Origin of the sequence: Salinibacterium sp. NSLL17 (assembly GCF_015864935.1) — a bacterium.
Classification (GTDB): domain Bacteria; phylum Actinomycetota; class Actinomycetes; order Actinomycetales; family Microbacteriaceae; genus Rhodoglobus.
Genome location: NZ_JADYWH010000001.1, coordinates 1878273 through 1902848 on the forward strand (window position 1 = coordinate 1878273; position 24576 = coordinate 1902848).

28 protein-coding genes are annotated in these 24576 nt (G+C 61.3%); 17 read left to right on the forward strand and 11 right to left on the reverse strand.

The features are described from left to right. Window positions 1-81: 81 nt before the first annotated feature. Entirely contained in the window at window positions 82-2448 is a 2367-nt protein-coding gene (locus tag I6E51_RS09145) for a phosphoketolase (RefSeq protein WP_197110182.1), read from the reverse strand. A gap of 235 nt (window positions 2449-2683) precedes the next feature. Here I6E51_RS09145 and I6E51_RS09150 point away from each other — a divergent pair, with 235 nt between their 5' ends. Beyond that, on the forward strand, window positions 2684-3379 hold the full coding sequence (locus I6E51_RS09150; RefSeq protein ID WP_197110026.1) for a DUF1294 domain-containing protein: 696 nt from the start codon (window positions 2684-2686) through the stop codon (window positions 3377-3379). A gap of 10 nt (window positions 3380-3389) precedes the next feature. Here I6E51_RS09150 and I6E51_RS09155 read toward each other — a convergent pair whose 3' ends face one another. After that, window positions 3390-3680, reverse strand: a complete 291-nt coding sequence (locus I6E51_RS09155) for a metal-sensitive transcriptional regulator (protein WP_197105468.1) — start codon at window positions 3678-3680, stop codon at window positions 3390-3392. A 111-nt stretch (window positions 3681-3791) separates the two neighbouring features. On the opposite strand from I6E51_RS09155, the gene I6E51_RS09160 reads away from it, so the two are divergent. From I6E51_RS09160 to I6E51_RS09195, 8 genes are all read left to right on the forward strand, one after another. Then, window positions 3792-3977, forward strand: a complete 186-nt coding sequence (locus tag I6E51_RS09160) for a hypothetical protein (RefSeq protein ID WP_197110027.1) — start codon at window positions 3792-3794, stop codon at window positions 3975-3977. A 200-nt stretch (window positions 3978-4177) separates the two neighbouring features. Further along, window positions 4178-5587, forward strand: a complete 1410-nt coding sequence (locus I6E51_RS09165; RefSeq protein WP_197110028.1) for a rhodanese-like domain-containing protein — start codon at window positions 4178-4180, stop codon at window positions 5585-5587. Between the two features lie 9 nt (window positions 5588-5596). Further along, window positions 5597-6385 (forward strand): sulfite exporter TauE/SafE family protein, encoded by a 789-nt coding sequence (locus I6E51_RS09170; RefSeq protein WP_197110029.1) that lies wholly within the window; start codon window positions 5597-5599, stop codon window positions 6383-6385. Window positions 6386-6388: 3 nt separating this feature from the next. Then, the gene (locus I6E51_RS09175; RefSeq protein ID WP_197110030.1) at window positions 6389-6916 is read left to right on the forward strand and encodes a DUF4395 domain-containing protein; all 528 of its coding nucleotides are present in this window, start codon (window positions 6389-6391) and stop codon (window positions 6914-6916) included. A 24-nt stretch (window positions 6917-6940) separates the two neighbouring features. After that, window positions 6941-7303, forward strand: a complete 363-nt coding sequence (locus I6E51_RS09180; protein ID WP_197105465.1) for a rhodanese-like domain-containing protein — start codon at window positions 6941-6943, stop codon at window positions 7301-7303. Between the two features lie 68 nt (window positions 7304-7371). Then, the gene (locus I6E51_RS09185; RefSeq protein WP_197110031.1) at window positions 7372-8316 is read left to right on the forward strand and encodes an alpha/beta fold hydrolase; all 945 of its coding nucleotides are present in this window, start codon (window positions 7372-7374) and stop codon (window positions 8314-8316) included. A 171-nt stretch (window positions 8317-8487) separates the two neighbouring features. Next, window positions 8488-9369: an ABC transporter ATP-binding protein gene (locus I6E51_RS09190; RefSeq protein WP_197110032.1), complete on the forward strand. Its 882-nt coding sequence runs from the start codon at window positions 8488-8490 to the stop codon at window positions 9367-9369. Then, complete coding sequence (locus I6E51_RS09195) at window positions 9369-10475, forward strand: ABC transporter permease (RefSeq protein WP_197110033.1); 1107 nt, start codon at window positions 9369-9371, stop codon at window positions 10473-10475. Before I6E51_RS09190 ends, I6E51_RS09195 begins: the two co-directional genes overlap by 1 nt. Here I6E51_RS09195 and I6E51_RS09200 read toward each other — a convergent pair. From I6E51_RS09200 to rimK, 3 genes are read right to left on the reverse strand one after another with little or no spacing between them, the layout of a single operon-like run. Continuing rightward, complete coding sequence (locus tag I6E51_RS09200; RefSeq protein WP_197105461.1) at window positions 10472-11323, reverse strand: M23 family metallopeptidase; 852 nt, start codon at window positions 11321-11323, stop codon at window positions 10472-10474. The two genes, I6E51_RS09195 and I6E51_RS09200, sit on opposite strands and share 4 nt — an antisense overlap. Next, on the reverse strand, window positions 11320-11802 hold the full coding sequence (locus I6E51_RS09205) for an ASCH domain-containing protein (protein ID WP_197105460.1): 483 nt from the start codon (window positions 11800-11802) through the stop codon (window positions 11320-11322). The genes I6E51_RS09200 and I6E51_RS09205 overlap by 4 nt, the downstream gene beginning before the upstream one ends. A 2-nt stretch (window positions 11803-11804) precedes the next feature. Further along, on the reverse strand, window positions 11805-12995 hold the full coding sequence (gene rimK / locus I6E51_RS09210; protein ID WP_197105459.1) for a 30S ribosomal protein S6--L-glutamate ligase: 1191 nt from the start codon (window positions 12993-12995) through the stop codon (window positions 11805-11807). A gap of 24 nt (window positions 12996-13019) precedes the next feature. On the opposite strand from rimK, the gene I6E51_RS09215 reads away from it, so the two are divergent. The 3 genes from I6E51_RS09215 (at window position 13020) to I6E51_RS09225 (ending at window position 16065) form a co-directional block, all read left to right on the forward strand. After that, a complete protein-coding gene (locus tag I6E51_RS09215; protein ID WP_307783890.1) occupies window positions 13020-13502 on the forward strand; it encodes a RimK/LysX family protein in 483 nt (160 codons plus the stop codon). A gap of 71 nt (window positions 13503-13573) precedes the next feature. Continuing rightward, window positions 13574-14854 (forward strand): cellulase family glycosylhydrolase, encoded by a 1281-nt coding sequence (locus I6E51_RS09220; protein WP_197110034.1) that lies wholly within the window; start codon window positions 13574-13576, stop codon window positions 14852-14854. 77 nt (window positions 14855-14931) lie between these two features. After that, on the forward strand, window positions 14932-16065 hold the full coding sequence (locus I6E51_RS09225; RefSeq protein ID WP_197110035.1) for a hypothetical protein: 1134 nt from the start codon (window positions 14932-14934) through the stop codon (window positions 16063-16065). Window positions 16066-16210: 145 nt separating this feature from the next. Here the strand turns inward: I6E51_RS09225 and I6E51_RS09230 are convergent, their stop codons facing one another. Next, a complete protein-coding gene (locus I6E51_RS09230; RefSeq protein WP_197105455.1) occupies window positions 16211-16996 on the reverse strand; it encodes an SDR family NAD(P)-dependent oxidoreductase in 786 nt (261 codons plus the stop codon). Between the two features lie 107 nt (window positions 16997-17103). On the opposite strand from I6E51_RS09230, the gene I6E51_RS09235 reads away from it, so the two are divergent. Next, window positions 17104-17745, forward strand: coding sequence for a TetR family transcriptional regulator (locus I6E51_RS09235; protein ID WP_197105454.1), 642 nt, complete (start codon window positions 17104-17106; stop codon window positions 17743-17745). A gap of 35 nt (window positions 17746-17780) precedes the next feature. Here the strand turns inward: I6E51_RS09235 and I6E51_RS09240 are convergent, their stop codons facing one another. Both I6E51_RS09240 and I6E51_RS09245 read right to left on the reverse strand, forming a co-directional pair. Further along, window positions 17781-18305, reverse strand: a complete 525-nt coding sequence (locus I6E51_RS09240) for a DUF427 domain-containing protein (RefSeq protein WP_197110036.1) — start codon at window positions 18303-18305, stop codon at window positions 17781-17783. 51 nt (window positions 18306-18356) lie between these two features. Further along, the gene (locus tag I6E51_RS09245; RefSeq protein WP_307783891.1) at window positions 18357-19037 is read right to left on the reverse strand and encodes a phosphatase PAP2 family protein; all 681 of its coding nucleotides are present in this window, start codon (window positions 19035-19037) and stop codon (window positions 18357-18359) included. Between the two features lie 150 nt (window positions 19038-19187). Between I6E51_RS09245 and I6E51_RS09250 the strand changes: the two genes are divergently transcribed. After that, entirely contained in the window at window positions 19188-19997 is an 810-nt protein-coding gene (locus I6E51_RS09250) for a DUF1206 domain-containing protein (protein WP_197110038.1), read from the forward strand. Window positions 19998-20043: 46 nt separating this feature from the next. On the opposite strand, the gene I6E51_RS09255 is transcribed toward I6E51_RS09250, so the two are convergent. Further along, window positions 20044-20775, reverse strand: a complete 732-nt coding sequence (locus I6E51_RS09255; RefSeq protein WP_197110039.1) for a phosphatase PAP2 family protein — start codon at window positions 20773-20775, stop codon at window positions 20044-20046. Between the two features lie 184 nt (window positions 20776-20959). Between I6E51_RS09255 and I6E51_RS09260 the strand changes: the two genes are divergently transcribed. Next, on the forward strand, window positions 20960-21955 hold the full coding sequence (locus I6E51_RS09260) for a diacylglycerol kinase family protein (RefSeq protein ID WP_197110040.1): 996 nt from the start codon (window positions 20960-20962) through the stop codon (window positions 21953-21955). A gap of 53 nt (window positions 21956-22008) precedes the next feature. Here I6E51_RS09260 and I6E51_RS09265 read toward each other — a convergent pair whose 3' ends face one another. Further along, the gene (locus I6E51_RS09265) at window positions 22009-23142 is read right to left on the reverse strand and encodes an aromatic acid exporter family protein (RefSeq protein WP_197105448.1); all 1134 of its coding nucleotides are present in this window, start codon (window positions 23140-23142) and stop codon (window positions 22009-22011) included. A gap of 77 nt (window positions 23143-23219) precedes the next feature. Further along, a complete protein-coding gene (locus tag I6E51_RS09270; RefSeq protein ID WP_197110041.1) occupies window positions 23220-23900 on the reverse strand; it encodes a response regulator transcription factor in 681 nt (226 codons plus the stop codon). A 171-nt stretch (window positions 23901-24071) separates the two neighbouring features. Between I6E51_RS09270 and I6E51_RS09275 the strand changes: the two genes are divergently transcribed. Further along, window positions 24072-24245, forward strand: a complete 174-nt coding sequence (locus I6E51_RS09275) for a CsbD family protein (protein WP_197105446.1) — start codon at window positions 24072-24074, stop codon at window positions 24243-24245. Window positions 24246-24297: 52 nt separating this feature from the next. Further along, the gene (locus I6E51_RS09280) at window positions 24298-24459 is read left to right on the forward strand and encodes a hypothetical protein (protein ID WP_197105445.1); all 162 of its coding nucleotides are present in this window, start codon (window positions 24298-24300) and stop codon (window positions 24457-24459) included. Window positions 24460-24576: the final 117 nt, after the last annotated feature.

Below are 24576 nucleotides of genomic sequence, written 5' to 3' on the forward strand. Positions count from 1 at the left end.
ACCCCAAATGCGGCACTTTTTCGCTGCTCGCCAGCGTTACAGAATTGCGGTGGACTCGAGGGCCACCGCTCCCTTTGCTCGTCAGGACGCGTTCCACTTCCAATCAGCGACTTCGGGCATGTCTTCGCCGTGTTCGCGGGTGTATTGCTGCGCGTGCAGACGGGTGTCGTGCATCTCTTGCCAGAAGGCAGCATGCCTCGAGGTGAGGCCCGGCACGCGCTCGAGCACGTCAATCACCAAGTGATAGCGGTCGAGGTCGTTGAGCATCACCATGTCGAACGGTGTCGTCGTCGTGCCCTCGTCTTTGTATCCGCGCACATGCAGGTTGGCGTGCCCGGTGCGCTTATACGTGAGGCGATGGATCAGCCACGGATAACCGTGGTGCGCAAAGATCACAGGCTTGTCTGTTGTAAAGATCGCATCGTATTCGGCGTCGCTGAGACCATGCGGATGCTCCGACTCGCTGTGCAGACGCATCAAGTCGATGACGTTGACGACGCGCACCCGCAGCTCGGGGATCCGCTCGCGCAAGATTTGCGCGGCCGCCAACGTTTCTAGGGTCGGGACGTCGCCGGCGCAGGCGAGTACGACATCCGGTTCTTCACCAACGACTTCGGTGCCTGCCCAGTCGAACAGGCCGATGCCGCGCGTGCAGTGCTCGATGGCAGCCGGCATATCGAGCCAGTTATTTTCGGGATGTTTGCCCGCGATGACGACATTGATTTTGTCGACGGAACGAAGGCAGTGGTCGTAGGTGGCGATGAGGGTGTTGGCATCACACGGCAGATAGGCGCGCACCACATCGGGCTTTTTGTTCATGACTAGGTCAAGGAAGCCGGGGTCTTGATGCGAGGCACCGTTGTGATCTTGACGCCACACGTGCGAGCTCAGCAGATAGTTGAGCGACGACACTGGTCGACGCCACGGGATCGCGTTCGCCCCCTCAAGCCATTTGGCGTGCTGGTTGAACATCGAATCGACGATATGAATGAACGCCTCGTACGAATTGAACATGCCGTGGCGGCCAGTGAGGAGGTATCCCTCGAGCCAGCCCTGACACTGATGTTCGCTGAGCATCTCCATTACGCGCCCCGCGCGAGCAAGATGATTGTCGGCATCGATGGGCAGGAACTCGGCATCCCACTGTTTGTCGGTCACGTCGAAGACCGCGCTCAGTCGATTGGATGCCGTGACGTCGGCCCCAAAGATGCGGAAGTTGTCGGGGTTGTCGCGCACCACATCGCGCAGCCACTCCCCTAGCGCGCCCGTTGCCGAGCTAGTCGTTTCACCCGGATTCGGCACGTCAACGGCATAGTCCCGAAAGTCGGGCAGCCGCAGCGGTGCTCGCAGGAGTCCGCCATTGGTCACCGGGTTGGCACTCATACGACGATCGCCAGTCGGCGCGAGCGCGGTCGTTAGCGCGTTCGGTGCGCCACTCTCGTCGAAGAGTTCCTCAGGACGATACGAGGCCATCCATTCGTGAAGCTGCAGGAGGTGTTCCTCGGTATCGCGGACACTCGCGAGCGGCACCTGATGAGAACGCCAGTTGTTTTCGACAGGATGCCCGTCGACCACTTGGGGTCCCGTCCAGCCCTTGGGCGTGCGCAGAATGAGCATCGGCCAGGCCGGACGCCCCTCGAGCGTTCCCGCCGCCGCATCCGCTTTGATCTGAGCGATGTGATCGACGATGTCATCAAGCGTCGCCGCCATGCGCTCATGCACGGCACGAGGATCTTCGTCATCGAACCCGCCCGAAACCACGTAGGGCGTATGCCCGTACCCGCGCATCAGGTCGCACAGTTCATCTTCGGGGATGCGGGCCAGCACTGTCGGGTTCGCGATCTTGTAACCGTTGAGATGCAAGATCGGCAGCACCACACCATCGCGTTCGGGGTCGATGAACTTGTTCGAATGCCAGCTCGTCGCGAGCGGCCCGGTTTCGGCCTCGCCATCGCCCACGACTGCCGCGACAAGAAGATTCGGGTTATCGAAGGCGGCGCCGTAGGCGTGCGACAGGGCATAGCCCAGCTCGCCACCCTCATGGATGGAGCCGGGAGTTTCGGGAGCCGCGTGGCTCGGAATGCCACCCGGGAACGAAAACTGTCTGAACATCTTGCGGATGCCATCCGCGCTCTTATCAATATCGCCGTACGTTTCGCTGTAGGTGCCGTCGAGGTACGCACTCGCGACAACAGCGGGGCCGCCGTGTCCGGGGCCAGCAACAAAGATCGTGTCGGTGTCGCGTTCCTGAATAATGCGGTTCAGGTGAGCCCACACAAAGTTCAGGCCGGGCGTTGTGCCCCAGTGACCGAGGAGTCGGGGCTTAGTGTGCTCGCGGCGGAGGGGTTCACGCAACAGAGGGTTGTCGAGCAGATAGATCTGGCCGACCGCAAGATAGTTTGCTGCTCGCCACCACGCGTCCAGTTGGTCGAGAGTGTGGGGCTGCACTTCGGCGGCACGAGGGCCACACCAAGGCTGACGGGCGACGGGTTCTTGAACAGGCACGAGATTCTCTCTTTTCTTCACGATGATGTGGTTGAGGTCATCCGTTCGATCGCTACTCAACTCTCGTTGAGGGCGCACCGCCAGTGTAGGAGCAGACCTCAGCTCTGTGGGCCGAATTCAGCGAGTCTGAGGGTACGCCGATACCGCGCACAGCGGCTCAGGCAGTTACCCTCAATACATGAGTTCCCGAAGCGCACGACAGCAGGGTGCGCTGGCGTCATGGAACGACGAACGTGGCTTTGGTTTTATTACCGTTGACGGCCCGAGCAGCGCCAACGGCGCGGGCAGCACTGGTAGCGGCAACCGCACCGGCGAAAGCGTCTTTGCCCACATCTCTGCCTTCCCACGCCGCGACGCCCGCCCGGCGCCCGGCGAACGGGTCAGCTTCACAGTCGAGACCACGAACGACGGTAAGACTCGAGCGCGCAGCATTCGCTACCTCTCCGCTTCAGGCCGCCCCATCCGCGCCCGCAAGAGCCGCCCGGGAACAATGAGTTACGTCGTATTGGCCACCTTCGCGATCGCGATCAGCATCGTCACCGCAATCGGTGCACTCCCGTGGCTCTTCGCAGCGCTTTACCTCGTGATGAGCGTCATCACTTATGCCTCTTACGCCACCGACAAGAAGGCCGCCCAAACCAGGCAATGGCGGGTCACAGAAAGCGCTTTGCTCGGGCTCGGACTCTTCGGCGGCTGGCCCGGAGCCATCGTTGCCCAACAGCGTCTTCGCCACAAAACTCAGAAGCCAATGTTCCGCCAAGCCTTCTGGGGCACCGTGGTTCTCAACATCCTGGTATTTGCGATCCTGACAACCGCATTGCGCGAACCTGTTATCGAACTCTTTCGCTTGATCGTGACCGCAACCGCGCCCTAGCGACCAGCCGTTAGGCCAGCGAGAGAAAGAGTTTCTCGATCTCTTCCGATTGAGGCGAGCCTTCGGCATCCGGATTGATGAGGCATTCCTTCATCGCTTCGGAGATCACGAGGAACCCTGCGCGGTCGAGAGCTTTCGAGACGGCAGCCAGCTGGTGCACGACGTCGCGGCATCCGGCTCCCGTCTCGACGGTGGCGATCAGTGCGCCCAATTGCCCCTGAGCGCGACGCAAGCGATTCGCGATTTTCTTTTGCGCGTCGGGATCGGCTACCGACACTGATTCGGATGTGAAGGAATCCATAGTTGTCTCGCTTCTCTCGTGTGAGTTGACAGTTTCGATACCCCATGGGGTATAGTCTGAGCATACCCCCTAGGGTATTGCAACGGATAGCCAATCAACGAAAGCAGAGTTATGTGCAGAGCAGTCACGTGTCGCGTATGCGACAAAACAACGTGGGCCGGATGCGGAGACCACATCCAGTCCATCAAGCGCAGCGTGCCCGCATCCAACTGGTGCAACGGCAAGCACTCGCAATCCGAGATTGACGCCGCAAAATCCACTCAGGGCGGCTTCTTTGCCCGCCTCTTCGGTCGTTAGGAGACCATATGTGCGCACAAGTTACTTGCCAGAACTGCAGTAAACCCACTTGGGCTGGCTGCGGAGAACACATCGAGGATGCCCTCGCCAACGTTGCCGAAAGCGATCGTTGCCACTGCTAACACGCAGACACCGTTAACGACCCACCGTCGCTAACGCCATCCCTCCCCCGGACATAGCGAACACTCACTGGAGTAAACATGCTTCTCGAACGCATCTATGACACCGACCTCGCTCAGGCTAGCTACTTCATCGGTTGCCAGGCCAAGGGCGAAGCGATCGTTGTTGACCCCCGCCGCGACCTCGACGTTTATCTTGAGATCGCCGCCAAGAACGGGATGACCATCACAGCCGTCACCGAAACCCACATTCATGCCGACTACCTTTCGGGCACCCGCGAGCTCGCCGCTCGCACCGGCGCGGAAATTCTCGTGTCAGACGAAGGTGGCCCCGACTGGACCTACGGAAGCGCTTTCGACGGTGCTGTGCGCATGAAAGACGGCCACATCATCACCCTCGGCAACATCACGCTGAAGGCTGTTCACACTCCCGGGCACACGCCCGAGCACCTCTCGTTCCTGGTGACTGATGGTGCGCAAGCGGACGCTCCCGGTTTCATGCTGAGCGGAGACTTCGTCTTCGTCGGAGACCTCGGCCGACCCGACCTCCTTGACGAAGCAGCCGGAGGCATTGATACCCGTTTCGGCGGGGCGAAAAACATTTTCGCGAGCCTGCGTGACCGCTTCCTCACTCTCCCCGACTATGTGCAGGTTTTGCCTGCCCACGGTGCCGGTAGTGCCTGCGGCAAAGCTCTCGGAGCAATTCCGACAACCACTGTCGGTTACGAGCGCGCGTTCGCGTGGTGGAGCCACTACGTCGAGAACAACGATGAGCAAGGCTTCATCGACGAGCTGCTGAATGGCCAACCGGATGCTCACGCCTACTTTGGGCGCATGAAAGTGCAGAACCGTCAGGGCCCGAATGTCATGGGCACCGTTAGCCCGCTGCGTGAATACACGACCGAGGAAGTTGCGGCGGCTCTCGACGCCGACAGCGCCATTCTCATCGACACCCGTCACAACAGCGAAGTTCACCGTGGCACTGTGCCGCGATCCCTCAACGTTCCGGGCCCCGAGAAGGCCGCAAGCTACGGCGCCTGGGTGTACAACCCCGACGCTGAGACGCGGCCCGTCATCCTGCTTGCCGACGACCTTGAACACGCACAAGAGTTGCGCGATCACCTCGTGCGCGTGGGCATCGACACCGTGTCAGGCTTCGTGACGACGCTCGATGGACTCACCCTCGTGGTGCCCGAGCTCGTCGACCCCGCCACCCTCAATGACGTCGATCGCGTGCTTCTGCTCGACGTTCGCAACAAAACCGAGTTCGCCGAGGGACACATCCCCGGAGCAGAACAACTGAGCGGCGGCCGCGTCATGTGGTCGCTCGACCAGCTCCCCCAGGAGGGAACCATCGTGACGTATTGCCAAAGCGGAGTGCGCAATAGTGTGGCCGCGAGTGCCCTGCGCCGCGCGGGCTACCACGTTGCCGAACTCGATGGCTCGTACCTTGGTTGGCTCGCAACTGCCGGTGCAGTGCCCGCGGTGTAACGCGCCCCCATGGAGCCGAATCTGATCATCGCGCTGGCCCTCGCCGTGCTCGTGGGAGTTTCTCTCGGGATGCTCGGCGGGGGCGGCTCGATCCTCACCGTGCCGATCCTCACCTACGTTGCTGGCTTTGAGCCGCAGCAGGCGATCTCGGCTTCACTATTTATCGTGGGCGTCACGAGCGCCGTCAGTGTTTTTCATCATGCTCGAGCAGGGCGCGTTCGCTGGCGTACCGGATTGATTTTCGGCGTCGCTGGAATGGCAGGCGCTTTTGCCGGAGGCATCGTCGGCGGCTATATCCCTGGCACAGTGCTGATGGTGCTCTTCGCCGCCATGATGGTCGCCACCGCAACTGCCATGATCCGCGGGCGCAAGAAGGTGCCGGCGGGATCAGTTCACGAACCAACAAAGCTTCCCGTCATTCGCATTATTAGGGACGGCTTCTTCGTCGGAATTGCCGCCGGGCTTGTGGGCGCTGGGGGCGGCTTCCTCATTGTTCCCGCGCTCACTCTTCTCGGCGGGCTTCCGGTGGCGGTCGCCGTGGGCACCTCGCTACTGATTATTGCGATGCAGTCGTCAGCAGGGCTTGTCGCCCACCTCTTTACCGTTGAGCTTCCCTGGCCAACCATCCTCGCATTCACCGGGATCGCCGTAGCGGGCTCGTTTGTGGGCGCAGCGCTCGCGGGGCGCATTCCCGAAACCGCTCTGCGCAAGGGATTCGGAATCTTTGTTCTCGTGATCGGAGCCTTCGTGCTTGTGCAAGAAATCCCGCAGTTTATTTCGCTCGTGACAGGAGCGTGACCGGTGTCGACCACCACGCCAACTAAAGCTCCCACCGTCGGCTCCATTGTCGAGGGCTACAGCATCCCTGTCGTGAACGAGCGCGCAGTTCGCGTGGCTGCGGGCATCCTCCTTATTGGCGGTGCCGTCTCGATCGGCTTCGCGATTGTCGAGCATTCTGCGGTGCCGCTTCGCCCCTTCGGAGTGTTCTTCATGATGGATATGCTCCTGCGCGTCACGGTGGGTGATCGCTGGTCACCCACACTCGCGCTTGGTCGCCTCATCGTTCGCACGCACGAACCGAACTGGGTCGGCGCCCCGCAAAAAGAGTTCGCTTGGTGGCTCGGTTACGGTCTTGCACTGATCTCCTGCGCCGGCATGGGGGTGCTCGGCGCTCCGCTCGAAGCGACCCTCGCACTCTGCAGCCTGTGCCTCACCATGCTGTTCCTCGAAGCCGCTTTCGGCATCTGCATTGGTTGCTCACTACAACGACTGCTTTCGAAAACTCCACCCCAATACTGCCCAGGCGACACGTGCCGGGTTTCCGAATAACCACTCGTTCCACAAGGAGAAATAATGTTCCGTCCCCTCACCGCTCTCGCCGGTTCCCTCGTCGTGCTGGCTTCGATTGCCGGATGCTCGGCCGCAGGCGATTCCGTCGAACTCAGCGCTGACACCATCCTCATCGACGTTCGCACCCCGGCCGAATATGCGGCAGGGCATCTTGAGGGCGCTAACCTCCTCGACCTCAACGGAGGCGAATTTGCTGCAGCACTTCCCACTCTCGACCCCGAGGCTGAGTACGCCGTCTATTGCAAGTCAGGCAACCGTTCAGGTCAGGCCGTCGCGCTGATGGAAGATGCGGGCTTCGAGAACGTTATTGATCTCGGCTCCATCGGTGAAGCAGAAGCATCCACCCAGATTGCAGTTGTGCAGTAACTCAACTCCATCCGTTCGTGGCCGCACATTCAAGCAATCTATGGATGCTGCGGCTCCGAACCACTGCGGTGAACACAACGCCCGCTTCCAGTACGCACTTCAGCGCCGACAACCGATTTGACCGCGCCACCGCGGGGTTTTCCCGCGTCGTGGTGCCCACCGCTCTCGGCGACGTTGTTGTGCACGTGGATCCGAATGCAGCTGCGCGCTCCGATACCGCCACGGTGCTTCTCCACGGTGCCGCAGGTTCGTGGACCACATGGTTGCCCCTCATCCGCGCCGCTCACAGCGCGCACGAACCATTGCAGAATGTGGTTGCGATCGATCTTCCCGGCTGGGGTGAGAGCGGAAGTGTCCGCCCTGGTACCTCGGTCGAAGACATGGTGGATGCAGTGGCCCACGTCACGAGAACCCTCGGCTTTGCGAGGTGGAACGTCTTCGGTCACTCTCTCGGAGGGCACCTCGCGCTCACGCTGGCGGCTCGGTATCCGGAGCGCACGTTGAGCGTGACGGCCATCTCGGCGACCGGACCTGGCGCGCTGGCGGTGCTGCGGCATCCGACTCGGCGTTTCACCGTTCTGCCGCTGTTGGCAGGGATGCTCGGTGCCATGCGGTTACTTTCCGTGCTCGGTCCTGCCGGACGAGTGGTCGTGCATGCGTTGCACCGCATGAGACTCCTCGCACCGCTCAGTGCTCCCCTTTTTGAGAACCGACGTGAGCTCGACAGTTCAGTATTCGATTCACTGGCCGCCGAAATCCGCCCGCGCTCGTTCGTTCAGGGTGCTGAGGCTGCGGCCCGTTACGACGAGCGAGAGTGGTCGAACATTGAGTGCCGCGTCACGCTGGTTCGTGGCGAACGAGACGCTTTTGTGAGCGCCACTGACGATGTCTGGTTTGCGAAAGCACTCCCTCATGCCACCCAGCAGGCGCTGGCGAGTGTCGGCCACTTTGCGCACATAGAAACTGTAGGAGTGCGAACGTCGACTCCTCGGTCACGACAACTGGCTGCGTAGCGCAGGCTTGCAGCACTGCAGCACTGTGGCAGTCTGCAAGAGAGGATCACGCGCGGTGTCGCTGAGATCAAGCAACTCGGTGCGCTGAAGCACCGCGAGGGAGCACCTCTCAGTCCTACGAGTGGCTAGCGTTGTCGGTAGTTAGTTTTTCTGTGGATAAAGGCGGTACTGGTGCTCCAACTCGACAACATCACCAAGGGCTTCGGGGTGCGCCCTGCACTCGACGGGGTGACCTTTGCCGTGCGCGACGGGCGCATGACGGGTTTCGTTGGTGGCAACGGCGCGGGCAAAACGACGACCATGCGCATCCTGTTGGGCGTTCTCAATGCGGATGCCGGTGAGATTCACCTCGACGGCAAACCTCTAGGCGCAGAACAACGGCGTCGCTTCGGCTACATGCCCGAAGAACGTGGGCTGTACCCGAAGATGAAGGTGCGGGAGCAGCTCGTCTATCTCGCTCGGCTCCACGGCTTCACGCAGGCCGCGGCTGGCCGCAACACTGACAGCCTGCTTGAGGAACTCGGCCTCGGTGAGCGTCGCGATTCCACCCTCGAGAGCCTCTCGCTCGGAAATCAGCAGCGCGCGCAAATCGCAGCATCTCTCGTGCATGAGCCTGAAGTGCTCGTGCTCGATGAGCCGTTCTCGGGGTTGGATCCCCTCGCCGTCGACACAGTCGTAGAGGCGCTCAAGCAGCGGGCGGCATCCGGCGCATCGGTGTTGTTCTCCTCGCACCAACTCGAAATCGTCGAGCGGCTCTGCGACGACCTAGTCATCATTGCGGATGGCAGCATCCGGGCATCCGGAGAACGCGAAGCTTTGCGCACCCAACACTCGGCACCGCGCTACGCCATCGCGTGCAGTAGCGACCTCGGCTGGCTTCGCGGCGAACCCGACATCACTGTGGTCGAGCTCGATGGCGGCCGCGCCACTTTCGATGCTGCCGAGCCCGCCGCGGCGCAGCGCGTCTTACGACGGGCACTCGCCGACGGCGACGTCACCTCTTTTTCGCCTCAGCGCGCATCCCTCGCCCAAATCTTCCGAGAGGTCATCTAATGAACGCCACTACTGCTGACCGCCGCTCCCCCCGCTTTGCGCACTCGGTTGCGCTTGTGGCCGAACGAGAAATCACCACACGACTGCGCTCCAAAAGCTTCCTCATCACCACCGGCATCCTGCTCCTTCTCGTTCTTGGCGGAGTGATTGCCGGCGGAATCATGTCGAAGAGCGTCTCGACCACGCCGGTGGCCGTCGTCAGTTCGGTGTCGTCCGAACTCTCGAACATCCCCGGACTCGAGATTACGGTCGTGGACAACCGCACTGAAGCTGAAGCCCTCGTCACCGAGGGAACCGTGGATGCCGCGGTCGTGCCATCGGAGGATGGCTCCACGATTCCCGTTACCGTCATCGCCGCAAGCGATGCGCCGTCGTCGCTCATGCAGGGGCTCAGTGTGAGCCCGGAGCTGATCCTCCTCGACCCGAGCGACACGAGCTACCTTCTGAGCTATCTCGCTGCGTTCGGCTTCGGCATCATCTTCTTTGCTTCGGGCATGACGTTTGGCCCGATGATCGCCCAGAGCGTTGTGGAAGAAAAGCAGACACGCATCGTGGAGATTCTGATGTCGGCAGTGCCCGTTTCGGCGCTCATGGCCGGAAAGGTCATCGGCAACTCGCTACTGGCCTTCGCTCAAATCATCGCGATTGCGGTGCTGGCGATCGTCGGCCTTTCGGTCACCGGCCAGGCTGAGCTGCTGGCACTTTTGGGCGCACCGCTGCTGTGGTTCGTCGGATTCTTTATCATCGGTTTCATCCTGCTTGCAGCGCTCTTTGCCGCTGTCGGTGCCATGGTCTCCCGTCAAGAAGACCTCGGAACAACGATGACGCCCGTGACGATGCTCATCATGTTGCCGTACTTCGCAATCATCTTCCTGCACGACAACCCCGTCGCTCTGACGATCATGTCGTACGTGCCGTTCTCTGCACCGGTGGGGATGCCGATGCGCCTCTTCCTCGGAACCGCCGAATGGTGGGAGCCACTAATTTCCCTCGCGATACTCGTCGTCACGGCCGGGCTCGCCATTCTTCTGGGCTCGCGCATCTACAACAACTCACTGCTGAAGGTGGGAAGCCGGGTGAGCTGGGCTCAGGCCATCAAGGGCTAACGAACGGTAATGTGCTCGTTGTCTGCCGGCATCGCGTCGCGCTCTTCTGATTCCTCGTCGACTGACACGGAACCAAAAACCATCGGTATTCCATGCGCGGTCCAGACAGAGGCGCGATCCATCAACTGAGCGTGCACGTGGGGCTCGCTGGAGTTGCCTGAATTTCCGCAGGCGCCGATGGGCTGACCAGCTGTGACTCTGTCGCCAACACCTACGATCGCTGATCGCTGCTTCACGTGGGCCACGAGGGCGAACACCCCGTCATCACCACGAATGGTGATGGTGTTCCCCACGATGAAACGCGGGCCGCCTAGTTCTCTGAGCGTGCCTTCGACCATCATGTAGCCGAAACCAAGTAGTGATGCACGGGCTCGGTGGTCTCGCTGCGAGTCGGCAACACGCACCACGACCCCGTCGATCATCGCTCGTACCGGCTCGCCAAACGCGGGATATTCGGTGGGGTATCGCAACACGATCCCGGTGCCGAACTCGGGCCTCACGCGATCTGCGGGGTCGCAGACGAGGTCAACAGCGTGCGTCTGGCCGTAAGCGCGAACCCCGTGGCTTGGCACGCGCGTTGCGGGACTGTTCAATGCCATCCACCGGCCGGTCACCGGCGACGTCACTGTCCGTGGCTCCCACGTGGGCAGGAGTTTCACCCCGGGAATGACTACGGCGAGAACGAGCAGCATCCCCAGAATCCCCACCAAGGGCAGCACCGATGCCACCGTTTTTACCGGGACAAACGGAATAACCTGGGCGCCAATTGTGCCCACAAAGATCGCAATAACCGACACGAAGAGCAGCACGCCCCGCGCCCGGTAAATCGCACTGATCAGCCCATTCATAGCGTTGCTTTCTTTGCCGTGGATGCGCTCGTGCGCGCCTCTGAATTGCCGGCGGTTAGCTGGCGAACCACTCTGAATCTCTCCAGCACCACGATGGTGTCATCGTTAACTGTGAACGCTGGGTCGCCGAGGTACGCACGCATGTCGTCGCCGTGCCAATAGCGTTCGTGACCAGCGCGCCACTGCGCAACCGAGGAATAGCCTTCGCCTTCGTCACGAGCGTGCTCCCACCCCACGTCGGCAAGCCGCCTCTGCTCGACAGCCACAATTTCGATCACGGCAACGGGGTCGTCTTGCGAATCCACCACAGCGCAGCGCTCCCCTGCCGCAGGCAGAGGGTCGTTTTCTATGCCGTATTCCACCAGAGTCGACGTCGTCGACGTTTTCTCTCCGGCCAGAATGGCCGCCACCAAGGTGTCGCGCAGCGCCCCGGGAAAACCGAATTCTGAGCGCGGCAAATCGCTCTCGTTGCTCGCCACTTCTAGTCTTCGGCAACAGGCTGCGGCGGAAGCTTGCGCACCTTTGCGCGGCGGCGACGGCGTGCCGGGATCATTGCGCGCATCTCTTCGAGCTTGCCGAAGCAGAGCAGGCGGTCGTTCGCCTCGAGCACAGTGCTGCGCCGGGGGTTCGGCACAACGTTGGAGCCGCGGTGCAGGGTGAGCACGGTGATGTCTTTCTCGCCGAGACCCGATTCGCCCAGCTGCTTGCCCACAAAATCCGCGTCGCTTCCGACAACGATTTCGGCAACGCCATAGCCGGTTGACACGCTGAGACGCTGGCGAACATCGATCTCGGGGAATGCCACCTGGTTGGCGATGTAGTCAATGATCGCGCCCGCGACATCCAACCCGGTTGCACGCTCAATGCCCTCAAGCCCGGGCGAGGAGTTGACCTCCATCACGAGCGGGCCATCTTTGCCCTCCAGCATGTCGACACCGGCCACCCGCAAGCCCATGATCTGGGCGGCCTTGACGGCGGCACGGTGGTACTCCGGCGTGAGTTCAACAGCTTCGACGTTGCCGCCGCGGTGCACGTTCGACCGAAATTCGTCACCAACCGCAACGCGACGCATCGCCGCAACAACGCGGTCACCGACGACGAGGGCGCGGATGTCGCGGCCCTTGCTCTCAGAGATAAAGCTCTGAATCAGCACGTTCTGTTTCGTCGAATGCAGGGTCTCGATGATCGCCTTGGCGACCTGAGTGTCGGGAGCCAGAATCACGCCAATGCCCTGCGTGCCTTCGAGCAGCTTGATGACGACGGGTGCACCGCCGACGCGCTCAATGGCCATCTCGACATCCGCCCGGTTGTGCACAAAGGTGGTCGCCGGCATGGCGATGTCGTGGCGAGAAAGAATCTGGGTGGCACGCAGCTTGTCGCGCGAGTTCGTAATTCCGCTCGAGGTGTTCGGCGTGTAGACATCCATTTGCTCGAACTGGCGAACAACAGCCGTGCCGAAGTAGGTGATGGAGTTGCCGATGCGGGGCAGGATGGCGTCGTAGTCCGACAGCAACTTGCCGCGATATTGCAGATCAGGTTCGTCACCCGTGAGGTCGATCGCGAAGCGCAAAGTGTTGAGAACCTTCACCGTATGCCCACGTTGCTCAGCGGCCGCCCGAAGTCGCACAGTGGAATACGCCTGCGGCGCACGGGAGAGGATAGCGAGTTTCATCGAATGACCTGCCAAGATAAGGGGGTGATAGAGCCCACCCATTCAAACACGATCGCAGGCTGGCGTGAGTGGGTTTCCTTGCCCGATCTTGGCGTGCCGTGGATAAAAGCCAAACTCGATACTGGGGCGCAGAGTTCTGCCCTCCATGCCGACGATATCGAAGAATTTGTGCGCGCCGATGGCAGCGAGTGGGTGCGTTTTCGCGTCCGCCCGTGGCAGAGGTCCGATAAGGACGACGCTGTCGTCGAATGCGCTATCCACGATCGCCGCACCGTACGTAGCTCGTCGGGGCACCGCGAGGATCGCATTGTCGTGTTGATCGATGTTGTGCTCTGCGGGCACACCGTCACCTCCGAAACGACGCTCACGAACCGTGACGAAATGGGCTTCCGGATGCTCGTGGGCCGCGAAGCACTCAGTCAAGAGTTTCTTGTTGACTCAGGCAAGTCATTTCTCGGCGGTCGACCGCCTCGTGTGACGCGTCGTCGCAATCAGGGCCAGGGCTAGTCGGGCTGCTGGCTCGTCATCATCGTGCTGATCATTTGCCGCAGCCACGGGCAGCCCGAAAGCGCACCGGCATGAGAAAGTTGTGGCCCCAGCGGCCGCTCACGCGAGTCATCGCCGCCGTTGTTGCGACCGCGCTGCTGGCTGCCGCGACCTTCGGCATCATCGCGGCCGTGCAATCCGCCGCGTTTGCGGCAACGTTTGTACGCGCCCACGGCACCGACCTCGTGCTCCACGGCGAGACCTTCGAGTTCGCCGGTGCCAACAATTACTATCTCGGGCACAAGCCCGAGAGCACGGTAGTCGCGCTGCTTGACGACGCTGAAGCGGCAGGGCTCAGCGTCATCCGAACCTGGGGGTTTCAGGACTACGGAGACACCGACGGTTCGGGAGTTGCACCGCACGACTTCGAGGGTGTCTGGTACCAAGTGTGGGATGAGGCCGCGGGTGCCCCTGTCGTGAACTCGGGAGCGACCGGACTCGAGCACCTTGACATCGTGATCGCCGAGGCAGAAGCACGCGGCATCAAGCTCGTCATCCCCTTCACGAACAACTGGAATGCTTACGGCGGCATGGACCAGTACGTTCAGTGGGCTGGCCTCGACGAGCACGCCGATTTCTACACCGACGAACGCATTCGCGACTGGTACAAAGACTGGGTATCGACGGTACTGAATCGCACCAACACGATCACGGGCGTGCAGTACAAAAACGACCCGACGATCCTTGCCTGGGAACTCGCGAATGAGCCCAGCTGTGCAAGTTCAGGCGTCTTCGCCGACGGAGAGTGCGACACCTCAACCATCACCGAGTGGGCGGATGAGATGAGCACCTACGTGAAGTCGATCGACCGCAATCACCGGCTCAGCGTTGGTGACGAAGGATTCTTGTGCGGTGACGAAGACTCCTGGACGCTGAATCAACAATTTGGGGCATCTGGTTACGGCGCCGGCTTTGGCGAAAACTGTTCCAACGGCGTCGACACCGTTGCCCTCTCAGCTCTGCGCCACATCGACATCATGTCGGTGCATCTCTACCCCGACACCTGGCAGGTCTCTACAGAATGGGGCACTGGCTGGATCGAGAAGCACGCCGAGGCCGCAGCAGAACTTGGCAAGCCCGTGTATCTGGGCGAGTTCGGGGTGAAGGATGGGTCAACCCGGTCTGACACCTACGCGACGTGGTTAGCAACAGTGCGCGACGGCGGCGTGGATGGTGCCCTCTTCTGGATGCTGGCATCCGACCAAGAAGACGGAAGCCCGTACCCGGACTACGACGGCTTCACCGTGTACTGCCCGAGCGATGCGTGCTCGGTTGCCGGAGATCACGCGGCGGTGATTCAGGGCGAGAACTAGCCGTTTCTCACACGCACTCACCTAGTCGACCATAGTGACCTGATTGCGCTCCCAGTCGTTCTGAGTATCGTGACCCCATGAGCATCGACATCCCCTCTCATGAAGACCTAGTAGCACTTTCGCAGCAGCGCAACGAGGCAAGCGTTTCGCTGTATGTCTCGCCAGGATCGACCGATGGCGGGCCACCGATCGGTCGCGACACTGAGGCGGCGCGACTCGCGCTCCGCTCGGCAGCCACGGAAGCGATGGCAGAGCTCGGCGTGCTTGGCGTAGAAAAAGCTGAGTTAGACGCGATCGGCCAGTCGCTAGGAGCCTTGGATCACGACACCGGTTTTTGGGCTTCTTCTGCGCGTTCAGTCGCTGTCTTTGTCTCGCCAGAGATCACCCAGTCGTTCCGCCTGCGCAATGAACTTCCCACCCTCGTTGCCGTTGGTGATCGATTCGATCTTGGCCCGCTGCTGCGTGCAACCACGTTCGGTCACTCCGGCTATGTGCTGGCCGTAACACTGGGCAGTGTGCGACTTCTCTCCCTCAACGCCGATGATTCGAGCGACGAGATCGCATTGCCCGACCTCCCCGAGGATCTCGGCAGAACGCTTGAAACCGCCGACAATCACGGCAAGGCAGACACTCCTCGAGCGGATGGCGCCTTGGGGTCAAAGGTAGAACTTCGTCGCTACTGCTCGCTGATTCAGGAGGCGGTGCTCTCCGTCATGGGCAACTCGGGGTTGCCTTTGGTACTTGCCGCATCCTCCGACCTGAAGCCCGCCTATCGTGAAATCTCTACCTATCGCGGACTGCTCTCATCAGCCATCGATGCGAATCCCAGTTCGCTCTCGATCGACGATCTTGAGGATCGCGGCCGTGCCATTCTTGCCGAACACCACACCGACGAGCTCGCGTCGTGGCGCACGAAGTTCGGCAACAAACAGAGCAATGGACTCGCTAGTTCGCAGTTGAGCGATGTTTCCCACGCCGCCGCCGCAGGACTCGTTGACACGCTTCTGTTCGATCTGGCGTCGACCGATGAGGGCAGTATCGACGAGTACGGCCAAATTGTCTTCGCCAGCGAGCCCGGCCCGAGCACGTACGGTCTCGTTGACGAGCTCGCCGCGCGCGTCTTGCGTACGGGTGGCACGGTCAAGGCTGTTCGAAGCGATGACCTTCCCGACGACTCGCCCGTTGCCGCAACATTCCGCGGACCGCTCTAGGTCTCGAATACTGAAGGGCGCTGCAGCGGAGGTTTACCCTCGGCTGCAGCGCCCTTCGGCGTGGGTGGCGCGCAATGCACTCAGTGGGCGCCGTGCGCCCACCGGTCCACCGCAGTGGATGCGCCGGTGCTCGCCCCTTCGAGAGTTACTGGTGGGCGCCGCCGTCGATACGAATCTCGGTGCCGGTCACAAATGCGCCATCTTCACTAGCGAGCATGGCGACGACTCCGGCAACTGCTTCGGGCCCCGCGTACCCTTCCTTGATCGCTGGGCTCATCTTCATGAACAGCGAGTAATCGGCGTCTTCAGGAATACCAGGCCCCATGCTCTGCTTGCTCTCGCCGACACCTTCGGTCATTCCTGAAGAGATCGAGCCGGGCTGAACGGCAGTGAATCGGATTCCCTGCTTCGCGTACTCAGCGGCAAGCGCGTGCGTCATCGACTGAACGCCGCCCTTGCTCGCGGCGTACGCGGACATGTAGGGGTGACCAAAAGCCGCCGAGGTCGAGCTGAAATTTACGACGGCGGATCCGTTGCCCTCGAGCAGCGCGGGAATGGCCTCCCGAATCATGAGGAAGGTACCGACCAAGTTGACGTTGAGTACCTGCTGAAAGAGTTCAAGGGACGTCGAGTGGGTGTGCGACGAGCGCAGGATGCCAGCAGCATTGACGAGAACATCAAGTCCACCCAGCGTGCCTAGAGCAGTTGCGACAGCGGATTTCACCGACTCCTCGTCGGCAATGTTCACTACGACGGTGGAAAGGCGCGCTCCAGCTTCGCCCGCTTTGCTGACCGTGTCTGCCAATCCTGCTTCGCTCACGTCGGCGGCAACGACGTCGCCGCCCTCGGCGAGGAGTCGAAGCACGGTGGCTTGGCCGATGCCTGAGCCTGCGCCGGTGACAATGGCGCGACGTCCGGAGAACCTGTTCATTGGGGTGCCTTTCTAGGTGGGTGTTGGCCCCACGGTACGGCAAAGTGGCACATTGTGCCATGGTGACAGTTGATGCAGTTCACCATTCAGCGCGTACGCTCCTCTATATGAATGCAGAACCTCTCAGCCTTACGGAGCGTCGCAAGCGCGACACTCAGCTTGAGATAGCTCGCACAGCCGCACGACTCTTCTCGGACCGCGGCGCGGCCGCAGTGACCGCCGAAGAGATCGCCCAGCAGTCCGGTGTTGCCGTACGCACCTTTTACCGGTATTTCAGCAGCAAGGAAGATGCCGTAGCTCCTCTTTTGACGATCGGCGCGGACCAATGGCACGCGCTCGTCGCCGCAGCCGACCCTGACGAAAATGTGCTCGCCGCCCTCGAACACACGATCTCCGCCGTACTTACCCCTCGCAATGCCGAGGAAATCGAGGGGCTGCGCTGGACACTTGGTCTGCTTCACGCCGCCACCAGCGACGCCGCTTTGCAACACGTGTGGCACCGCGTGAACTCCGACTCAGAGGTGCAACTCAGGTTGGTCCTTGCCCCCATAATGCCGGCGGAGACAACCCCGTTGACTCTGCGCTTGCTCGCCGCAGCGGCCACGAGCGCTCTGCGCATCGCCCTCGAAGCCAGCGCTGAAGCCGATCGCACCATGAAGGATCCCAGCGTGCTCGCCTCGCACGCGTTAGACGCGTTCAGGCAGCTGACCAGCGGGCTAGATTTCGCACCGACCCCGAGAGCTAGTTAGCCACGCCACTCTCGCCCCAGCAGCAGATTCTGCTGCTACCAACCCATCGTGCCCGGCGCGCCCTTGAACGGCCCGACGAGGTTCTTGGTGATCCACCCGCCGTAGAAATCTCCCTCTTGGGAGGTCACTAGCTCGCCGTCGATCTCGCACGAGTCCATCTGGCCCGGGTAGAGCGCAACTCGGGGCCCCAAGGCATCGAATCCTCGAGCAGGGTCGGGGTAAGTCCACCCCGCACGTTCGGCCACGACTCCCCCGGCGACCACGTCAAAGTAGTGCGCTTCGCCCTTGAACTCACAGAAGCTTGTGCCCGCCACCGGCCGAAGCGCTCCGTCTACGAAAGACTCGATGGGCAAGTAGTAGACGGGCGGATGACTCGTCTCCAACACGCGCACAGTACCGGTGGTATCCGCAATTACTTCCCCGCCCAGTCGCACCACAACCCGCTGCGACATGTGCTCCACGCGTGGAGGACGCGGGTAGTCCCACACCGACTCTTGCCCCGCTTTCGGCGTGATGGGCTTGGGACGGGGAAGGCGGCGAGGTGCGGGTGCGGGCGTCATATACCCATCCTGCCGTTGGCTGCTGGGATGCTCCTGCACGAGTATGTGCTGCTAGCGCGACGCCGTTTCGAGGGCGCCCGGAACGCGAGCCGTGCGATGAGTATCGACGACAATCACAGTGCCCACGATCACGAGAGACAACGCCATCGAGGCAAGCACATCACTCGTCCAGTGGTAGCCGAGATAGAGGCGACTGACCGCTGTTCCGATGACAAAGATAACGGCCGTAACGTACGAAAGAGCGGCGATCCACGGTGCATGGCGGCGCGAAAACACGAGGAACGTGAGGATCAGAAAGAAGTCTGCAACGCCCAAAACATGCCCCGAGGGAAACGAGAACGTCATGTCGTGGCCGTAGAGCATGAGGTCAAGTGGCGGGCGGTCGCGCTGCACCACGCGAGTGATGATCTGCACAATGATGACGCCGGTAAGCGTGCCAGCAGCGAGCAAGAATGGTCGCCAGGAATGCTCAGCGCGGATGCCCCACGTGAGCGTCACCGCCAGCACGATAATCGGCAGCGCGATTGGCCCAAATATCTCGGTGAAGATGATCATCAGGAGAGTCAGGCTCTCTGATTGGTTCGACGCGAGCCATGCCTGGATCGCGCTATCCATGGGCTCAAGCACGGTGGGCTGCAACACTGCCCACCAGAGAAAGCCGAGAGCTGCAGCCCCTGTTGCCACCAAAATGCCGGCGACGACATACAGTCGCTTCTTCGTCGAAGTGGTCACGAGTCGCTCTTCGCTAAAGAGTCTGGAATGCAGTCGTGCTCGACGGGAATTGTTCATAGATGATGCGGGATCGTTCATGCTCCGGCTTCCGAGTGTGTCGTGGGGATAGGAGATAGTAACCCGAGAGGTGCTTCGCATACACTGTCCGTCATGAATGATGTTTCAGCGACTGGCGCAGCCCGCAGCGCACACAACAGCACGGCTCTTCGTGTTCTCGCACGACTCGGTTTTGCCGTCAATGGTCTTGTTCATATCTTGATCGGCGCTTTGGCCATTGGCATCGCGACGGGTGGCGGGAGCACGGATGCGGATCAGTCGGGCGCCTTCCGCCAGCTGGCATCCAGTCCGGGCGGTGTCTTTCTCTTGTGGTCCGTTGTGATTGGCATGTTTGCGCTCGGCCTCTGGCTGCTCATTTCGGCCTTCTTGATGAAGGGAGGCGATTCCAAACGTCAGTGGGCACGACGCGGTGCGGAAGCCGCTAAGGGGCTCACCTACTTCGCTCTGGGTTCAACGGCGATTCCTTTTGCACTGGGCGGCTCTAGCGATTCCTCCAGCAGCACGAGCAGTCTCAGCGCTGATCTGATGGCCAACCCCGTTGGCCTTGTTGTGCTTATGGTGGCGGGAGTGGCCGTCGTGGGTGTCGGAGCGTATTTCGTCTACAAGGGCGCAACAAAGAAGTTCACCGAAGACATCTCGCTTCCTCGTGAGCCCCTCCGCAAAGCAGTCATTGGGCTCGGTATCTCTGGGTATATCGCTAAGGGAATCGCTATCGCCGTCGCAGGAGTGCTTGTGGTGGTCGCAGCTATAACGCACGACCCCAGCAAGTCCTCGGGCTTGGATGGCGCACTGACGAGTCTCACTGAGTTGCCGTTCGGCGTGGTGTTGCTGATCGTCATCGCGATCGGCCTCATTGCCTACGGACTCTATTGCTTCGTTCGCGCTCGGTTCGCTCGCTTGTAGATCGCGCTCGCCTCGCGAGCATTGAGCGTGCACGATGTTCGCGTATTTACGCCCCGGTACCAGCACGAGCGCTGGTGCCAGCGGCATTATTTTCTGGCCCGCGCCGCTTCCCTTTATGGATTCGGCGCTCACCATCGATCTTTGCCGCAAGCGGTGCGGCCACCACGATAGCGACCCCCACCCCGAGCAGGAGGGCACCGACCGTATCGGTGAGCCAGTGGGCTCCCAGGTAGGTACGACTCAACATCATGAGCACCGTGTAGATCGTTCCCGCGATCCACACCCATACCCGTGGGAAAAGGATCGCCAGCACGAGTGCCATCACGGCGGCATTACCGACGTGCCCAGAGGGGAACGAACCAAAGTCCACCGTCACGAGGATCGTGTCGGGGCGCGTTCGTGCGAAAAGATGCTTGAGCAGCTGAACTGAACCGCCGGTGAGCACCGTCGCGATGGTGAAATACAGGGCAGCCCACGGGCGTTTGATGAGCAGCAGAGCAATGATGATCACGCCGGGCACGATGAAACTCGCCACGATCCCCGCGCCGAGAAAGTTCATCATGAGCGACAGCGACTGCCAGACCGGGTTTCGATAATCGGCAAGCACGGCCATCCACCACTCGTCGATGCCGAGGGGCATCCCCTTGTCTCGCAGCACGATGAGTGCTCCCAGGGCGATTACGAGCCCGAGGGAGGCGAGACCACTGATGAGCGGCCACAGACGACGGACGCGATGGGCGCGTTCGTCCGCTTCAACTTCGGGATGCGTGTTCACCATGACGCAATGCTAAAACTTTGTTCGGCGGGTTGCCTACCTTCGCAGAACTCCCGCGCCCGCAAGAGACTAGAGTCATCTCACTGTCGACTCCGGCCGGCACACAGCGGCGGCAGCCACACTGTCCGACGACCACCTAGCCACACCTGCGCCCCGCGGTGCAGCCCGACACGATAGAGGGAAACCGATGACCGCGAAGTCCACTAGAGGTGCATCGTCGCCGCACTCCGCCGCCGTCGTCTACAACCCCATCAAGGTTGATCTGGATGCCATTAAGGCAGCGGTCGCAACTCTCGAAAGCGAGACGGGCTGGGCGCCGACCACGTTCCACGCCACCAGCAAAGAAGATCCTGGTGTCGGTGCAACGAAAGAGGCTCTGGATGCTGGCGCCGATGTCGTGATCGTTGCGGGCGGCGACGGCACTGTGCGTGCTGTCGCGGAAGCCATTCACGACAGTGACGCCGCTCTGGCCCTCATGCCCTCGGGCACCGGTAATCTCTTTGCGCGCAACCTGGGCCTTCCCCTCGACGACATTGAGGGCGCGGTTCGAACCGCCTTCACCGGGGTCGATCGAGCAGTCGACATCGGGCTCATTGACATCCGCGATGAGAACGAGAAGGTTTCGAAGCACGCGTTTGTCGTCATGGCCGGTCTGGGGCTTGACGCCAAGATGTTGGCCAACACCGACGACGAGCTCAAGAAAAGAATCGGCTGGCTCGCCTATGTGAGTGCGATCGCGAAAGCCCTCACCGACAGCAGCGAACTGCGCTTGGACTATCGTCTCGACTCTCGGCGTTCACGGTCTGCACGCGCCCACACCGTCATCGTGGGAAATTGCGGTTCACTGACGGCTAACGTTCTGTTGCTTCCGGATGCTGCCCCCGACAACGGATTCTTTGACGTCGCGGTGATGCGCCCTCAGGGCATCATCGGATGGGTTCAAATTCTCGTGAAAGTGCTGTGGGAGAACGGAGTGCTTCGCCGAATCAGGGGTGGGAATCGCCTCACCACCAGGGACGTGCGAGCGCTGAGCTATGTGAAGGCGAAGCAATTGACGGTTCGCCTGAGTACAGCGGAAGAGATCGAGCTCGACGGCGATGGCTTCGGCAGGGCTATCGCTTTCAAGACGCGCATCAAAGCGGGCGGATTGCGGATTCGGATGCCGCAGGTCGAATCGAAGTAGCCAGACGCGGGGACAGGGCCGAGTGCTGACTGCCGCATGCTGAGTTAGCTCGGTTAGCTCGGCTCGCTCGGCTCCACCACCTCTGCCGCCGTCTCAGACTCAGCTTGCTCGGCTTGCTGTTTCTGCTGTTCGTGTTCGGCGTGTTCCAGCCGCGCGTTCAGAGCCGCGAGGATGCGGGCAATGTCCATGGATATTGCCGCGGAGGCGCCCATTGTCGTCGCGTTTGCGTCGGCTTTGCGGGCATCCAGCTCAGCGGTCAAAGCGGCAAGAGCATCGGCGGCGAGAGCGTGTGCCTCTTCCCGTTCTTCCACCGAATCCCAGTCGCGTAGTGCTGTTGCGAGAGCAGCCAGCGATGCGCTCAACGCTGGTCGCAATTCGGGCCGCAGCTGCACCTTGATTGGCGTGCCCCAGACGGCACCGGTGAGCACATCCGTGATGTCGCGCACATGGAAGGTCACGTTTTCTAGCGCCGCGAGATCTTCATAATCCGCTTTCACGTCGCGGCGATAGCGGCGGGCGCGCGGGTTTGCTTTGCGACTTTCGTCGGCGAGCAGCACAGCTTCGCGCACCTCGCCAGATACGGCGAGAAGGGAATCTTTGCCGGACGCCCAGCCATCGCGTTCCGGCGGCCAGCTCTCGGCGAGGGCCTCAGCGATCTCGGAGAGATGGTCAGAGAGCACCGCGCGAAAGTTCGAGAGCTGCTGGTCAACCGCGTTGTGGGTGAGCGCGGGAAAGATCAAGAGGTTCACGAGCAGCCCAACGACGATACCGAGAGTCGCCTGCTCGAGGTAGCCGAGCGAGTAGTCGTCGGCATCCGGCCCGCCAATGATGAGCACGAAAAGTACTGTGACAGGGATGTATTCGCGATTAGCGCCGAACCAGCCCGTGGCCGCGACGAGCGCCCCGGCACCGACGGCGAGGGACATCGTGAGCACGCTCGGCGAGCTGAAAATAATCACGGCGCCCGCAAGTACGATCGCGACGGCAAGGCTTCCCAGAGTTTGCGCCGCATTCCTCATCGACCCCATGAGCGTGGGATACATCGCAACGATCGCGCCAAGAGGGGCATAGTAGGGGTAGTTGTCGGCCACGCCCGGCAGGTAGGGCGCGATCGTCCACGCGATTGCGACGGCAAGGCCGGTTTTCGCGGCCTGCAGCATGCGGGTTCGGGTGATATCGGACCGCATCCGTCCCGCCGTTTTTTTGACAGGCTGCAGCGTATTTTTCACCGGCTGCAGCCTAATGTCGTCGAGTCGAAGGCGTTTCACGCGTTCACCGTGATCTCGGCGGTGCCTGGAGATGGTTCCGGATGCTCGATCCTGACGCGATCGGGCCGGAAGCCGTGCTCGATCCCCCACAGCACCGCAGTGGTGCGGCTCGTAACGCCGATGGCGCGGTAGCAGCTGCGAATGTAGGTTTTGATCGAGTTGATTGAAAGGTGGGTGCGCTCGGCGATCTCCAAATTTGAGAGACCCTGGGTGATGAGGGCAAGCACTTCTGCTTCGCGCTCGGTGAGGCCTTCCTCGCGGCCGGGCCAGTCTCCCGCTTGGACAGTGGGAGTGTTGGGGCCGCCAAGATGCACGCGCTCACTGCCCACGTGGATAGCTTCAAGAGCCGCCACAAGTTTGGATGCGGGCAAGCCCTTCGACACGTAGCCGTCGGCACCATTGCGCAGCACCGCCGCGATGTGAGCCGGGTCTAAGTTCCACGAGTAGACAACGACCGCGCCGATGGAAGAATTCGCGGCAAGCTGATGCACTACGGCTCGGTCACCTTGAGTGCCCGCAAAGGTGTCGTACAGGGCGATGTCAACGCGCTCATCCACCTGTTTATTGAGGTCGAGCTCTACGACACGGATGCGGTTGGTGTACGACCGCAGCATCCCGACGACACCACGGGCTACCACCTCGTAATCGTTGACGAGGGCAACATGCAGAGCATTCATGTGTCAACGATAAGTGTCGCTGCCTGACCGTGGGGAAACTTCACCCCTAAGGGTGAAGTCATGCAGGTACCGCCCAGAATATTCTCAGCCTGTGGCGTGCCTGCCGCTCTACGCCAGCGCTGGCAGGCACGCCACGCCAACCCCCACTCCCCCACACGAATAGGAACTCTCATGAGCGCATCAGACAAGGTCGAGAACGCCGCCGAAGACTTCACCGGCAAGGCAAAAGAGGCGGCCGGCAAGGTCACCGATAACGAAAAGCTCGAAGCCGAAGGCCGTGCCGACCAAGCGAAGGCCGACCTGAAGAAGGCCGGCGAAAACGTGAAAGACGCGGTTTCGGAATAGCCGTTACCGTTCCCTGCAGTCTCCCCCACTAGTTCTTCCCGAAAGGCACATCATGAACACCCTTCTCATCATCGTCGCAATTATCGCCGTTGCCCTGCTCCTCACCGGCGGACTCGTGCAGTCGCTCAACTTCCTCCTCTGGGTCGGAATTGTGCTGGCTGTCATCGCTGTCATCGTCTTCCTCGCTCGCAAGCTCACCGGTGGTCGGGTCTAACACCAATAGTTTGCAGAGCTAGCTGAAGCAGTTCGTCAGCCCTCCCCCCAGAGAACGATGAATTGAACGAGGTGCGCGCAACCCCCTGGTTGTGCGCACCTCTCTGTTAACGACGCA

Excerpts from the sequence above, each read along its gene's own strand:
- I6E51_RS09150 (WP_197110026.1), top strand. The coding sequence starts at position 2,684 with ATGAGTTCCCGAAGCGCACGACAGCAGGGTGCGCTGGCGTCATGGAAC.
- I6E51_RS09155 (WP_197105468.1), bottom strand. The coding sequence starts at position 3,680 with ATGGATTCCTTCACATCCGAATCAGTGTCGGTAGCCGATCCCGACGCG.
- I6E51_RS09160 (WP_197110027.1), top strand. The coding sequence starts at position 3,792 with ATGTGCAGAGCAGTCACGTGTCGCGTATGCGACAAAACAACGTGGGCC.
- I6E51_RS09165 (WP_197110028.1), top strand. The coding sequence starts at position 4,178 with ATGCTTCTCGAACGCATCTATGACACCGACCTCGCTCAGGCTAGCTAC.
- I6E51_RS09170 (WP_197110029.1), top strand. The coding sequence starts at position 5,597 with ATGGAGCCGAATCTGATCATCGCGCTGGCCCTCGCCGTGCTCGTGGGA.
- I6E51_RS09180 (WP_197105465.1), top strand. The coding sequence starts at position 6,941 with ATGTTCCGTCCCCTCACCGCTCTCGCCGGTTCCCTCGTCGTGCTGGCT.
- I6E51_RS09195 (WP_197110033.1), top strand. The coding sequence starts at position 9,369 with ATGAACGCCACTACTGCTGACCGCCGCTCCCCCCGCTTTGCGCACTCG.
- I6E51_RS09200 (WP_197105461.1), bottom strand. The coding sequence starts at position 11,323 with ATGAATGGGCTGATCAGTGCGATTTACCGGGCGCGGGGCGTGCTGCTC.
- rimK (WP_197105459.1), bottom strand. The coding sequence starts at position 12,995 with ATGAAACTCGCTATCCTCTCCCGTGCGCCGCAGGCGTATTCCACTGTG.
- I6E51_RS09220 (WP_197110034.1), top strand. The coding sequence starts at position 13,574 with ATGAGAAAGTTGTGGCCCCAGCGGCCGCTCACGCGAGTCATCGCCGCC.
- I6E51_RS09225 (WP_197110035.1), top strand. The coding sequence starts at position 14,932 with ATGAGCATCGACATCCCCTCTCATGAAGACCTAGTAGCACTTTCGCAG.
- I6E51_RS09230 (WP_197105455.1), bottom strand. The coding sequence starts at position 16,996 with ATGAACAGGTTCTCCGGACGTCGCGCCATTGTCACCGGCGCAGGCTCA.
- I6E51_RS09235 (WP_197105454.1), top strand. The coding sequence starts at position 17,104 with ATGAATGCAGAACCTCTCAGCCTTACGGAGCGTCGCAAGCGCGACACT.
- I6E51_RS09240 (WP_197110036.1), bottom strand. The coding sequence starts at position 18,305 with ATGACGCCCGCACCCGCACCTCGCCGCCTTCCCCGTCCCAAGCCCATC.
- I6E51_RS09250 (WP_197110038.1), top strand. The coding sequence starts at position 19,188 with ATGAATGATGTTTCAGCGACTGGCGCAGCCCGCAGCGCACACAACAGC.
- I6E51_RS09255 (WP_197110039.1), bottom strand. The coding sequence starts at position 20,775 with ATGGTGAACACGCATCCCGAAGTTGAAGCGGACGAACGCGCCCATCGC.
- I6E51_RS09260 (WP_197110040.1), top strand. The coding sequence starts at position 20,960 with ATGACCGCGAAGTCCACTAGAGGTGCATCGTCGCCGCACTCCGCCGCC.
- I6E51_RS09265 (WP_197105448.1), bottom strand. The coding sequence starts at position 23,142 with ATGCGGTCCGATATCACCCGAACCCGCATGCTGCAGGCCGCGAAAACC.
- I6E51_RS09270 (WP_197110041.1), bottom strand. The coding sequence starts at position 23,900 with ATGAATGCTCTGCATGTTGCCCTCGTCAACGATTACGAGGTGGTAGCC.
- I6E51_RS09275 (WP_197105446.1), top strand. The coding sequence starts at position 24,072 with ATGAGCGCATCAGACAAGGTCGAGAACGCCGCCGAAGACTTCACCGGC.
- I6E51_RS09280 (WP_197105445.1), top strand. The coding sequence starts at position 24,298 with ATGAACACCCTTCTCATCATCGTCGCAATTATCGCCGTTGCCCTGCTC.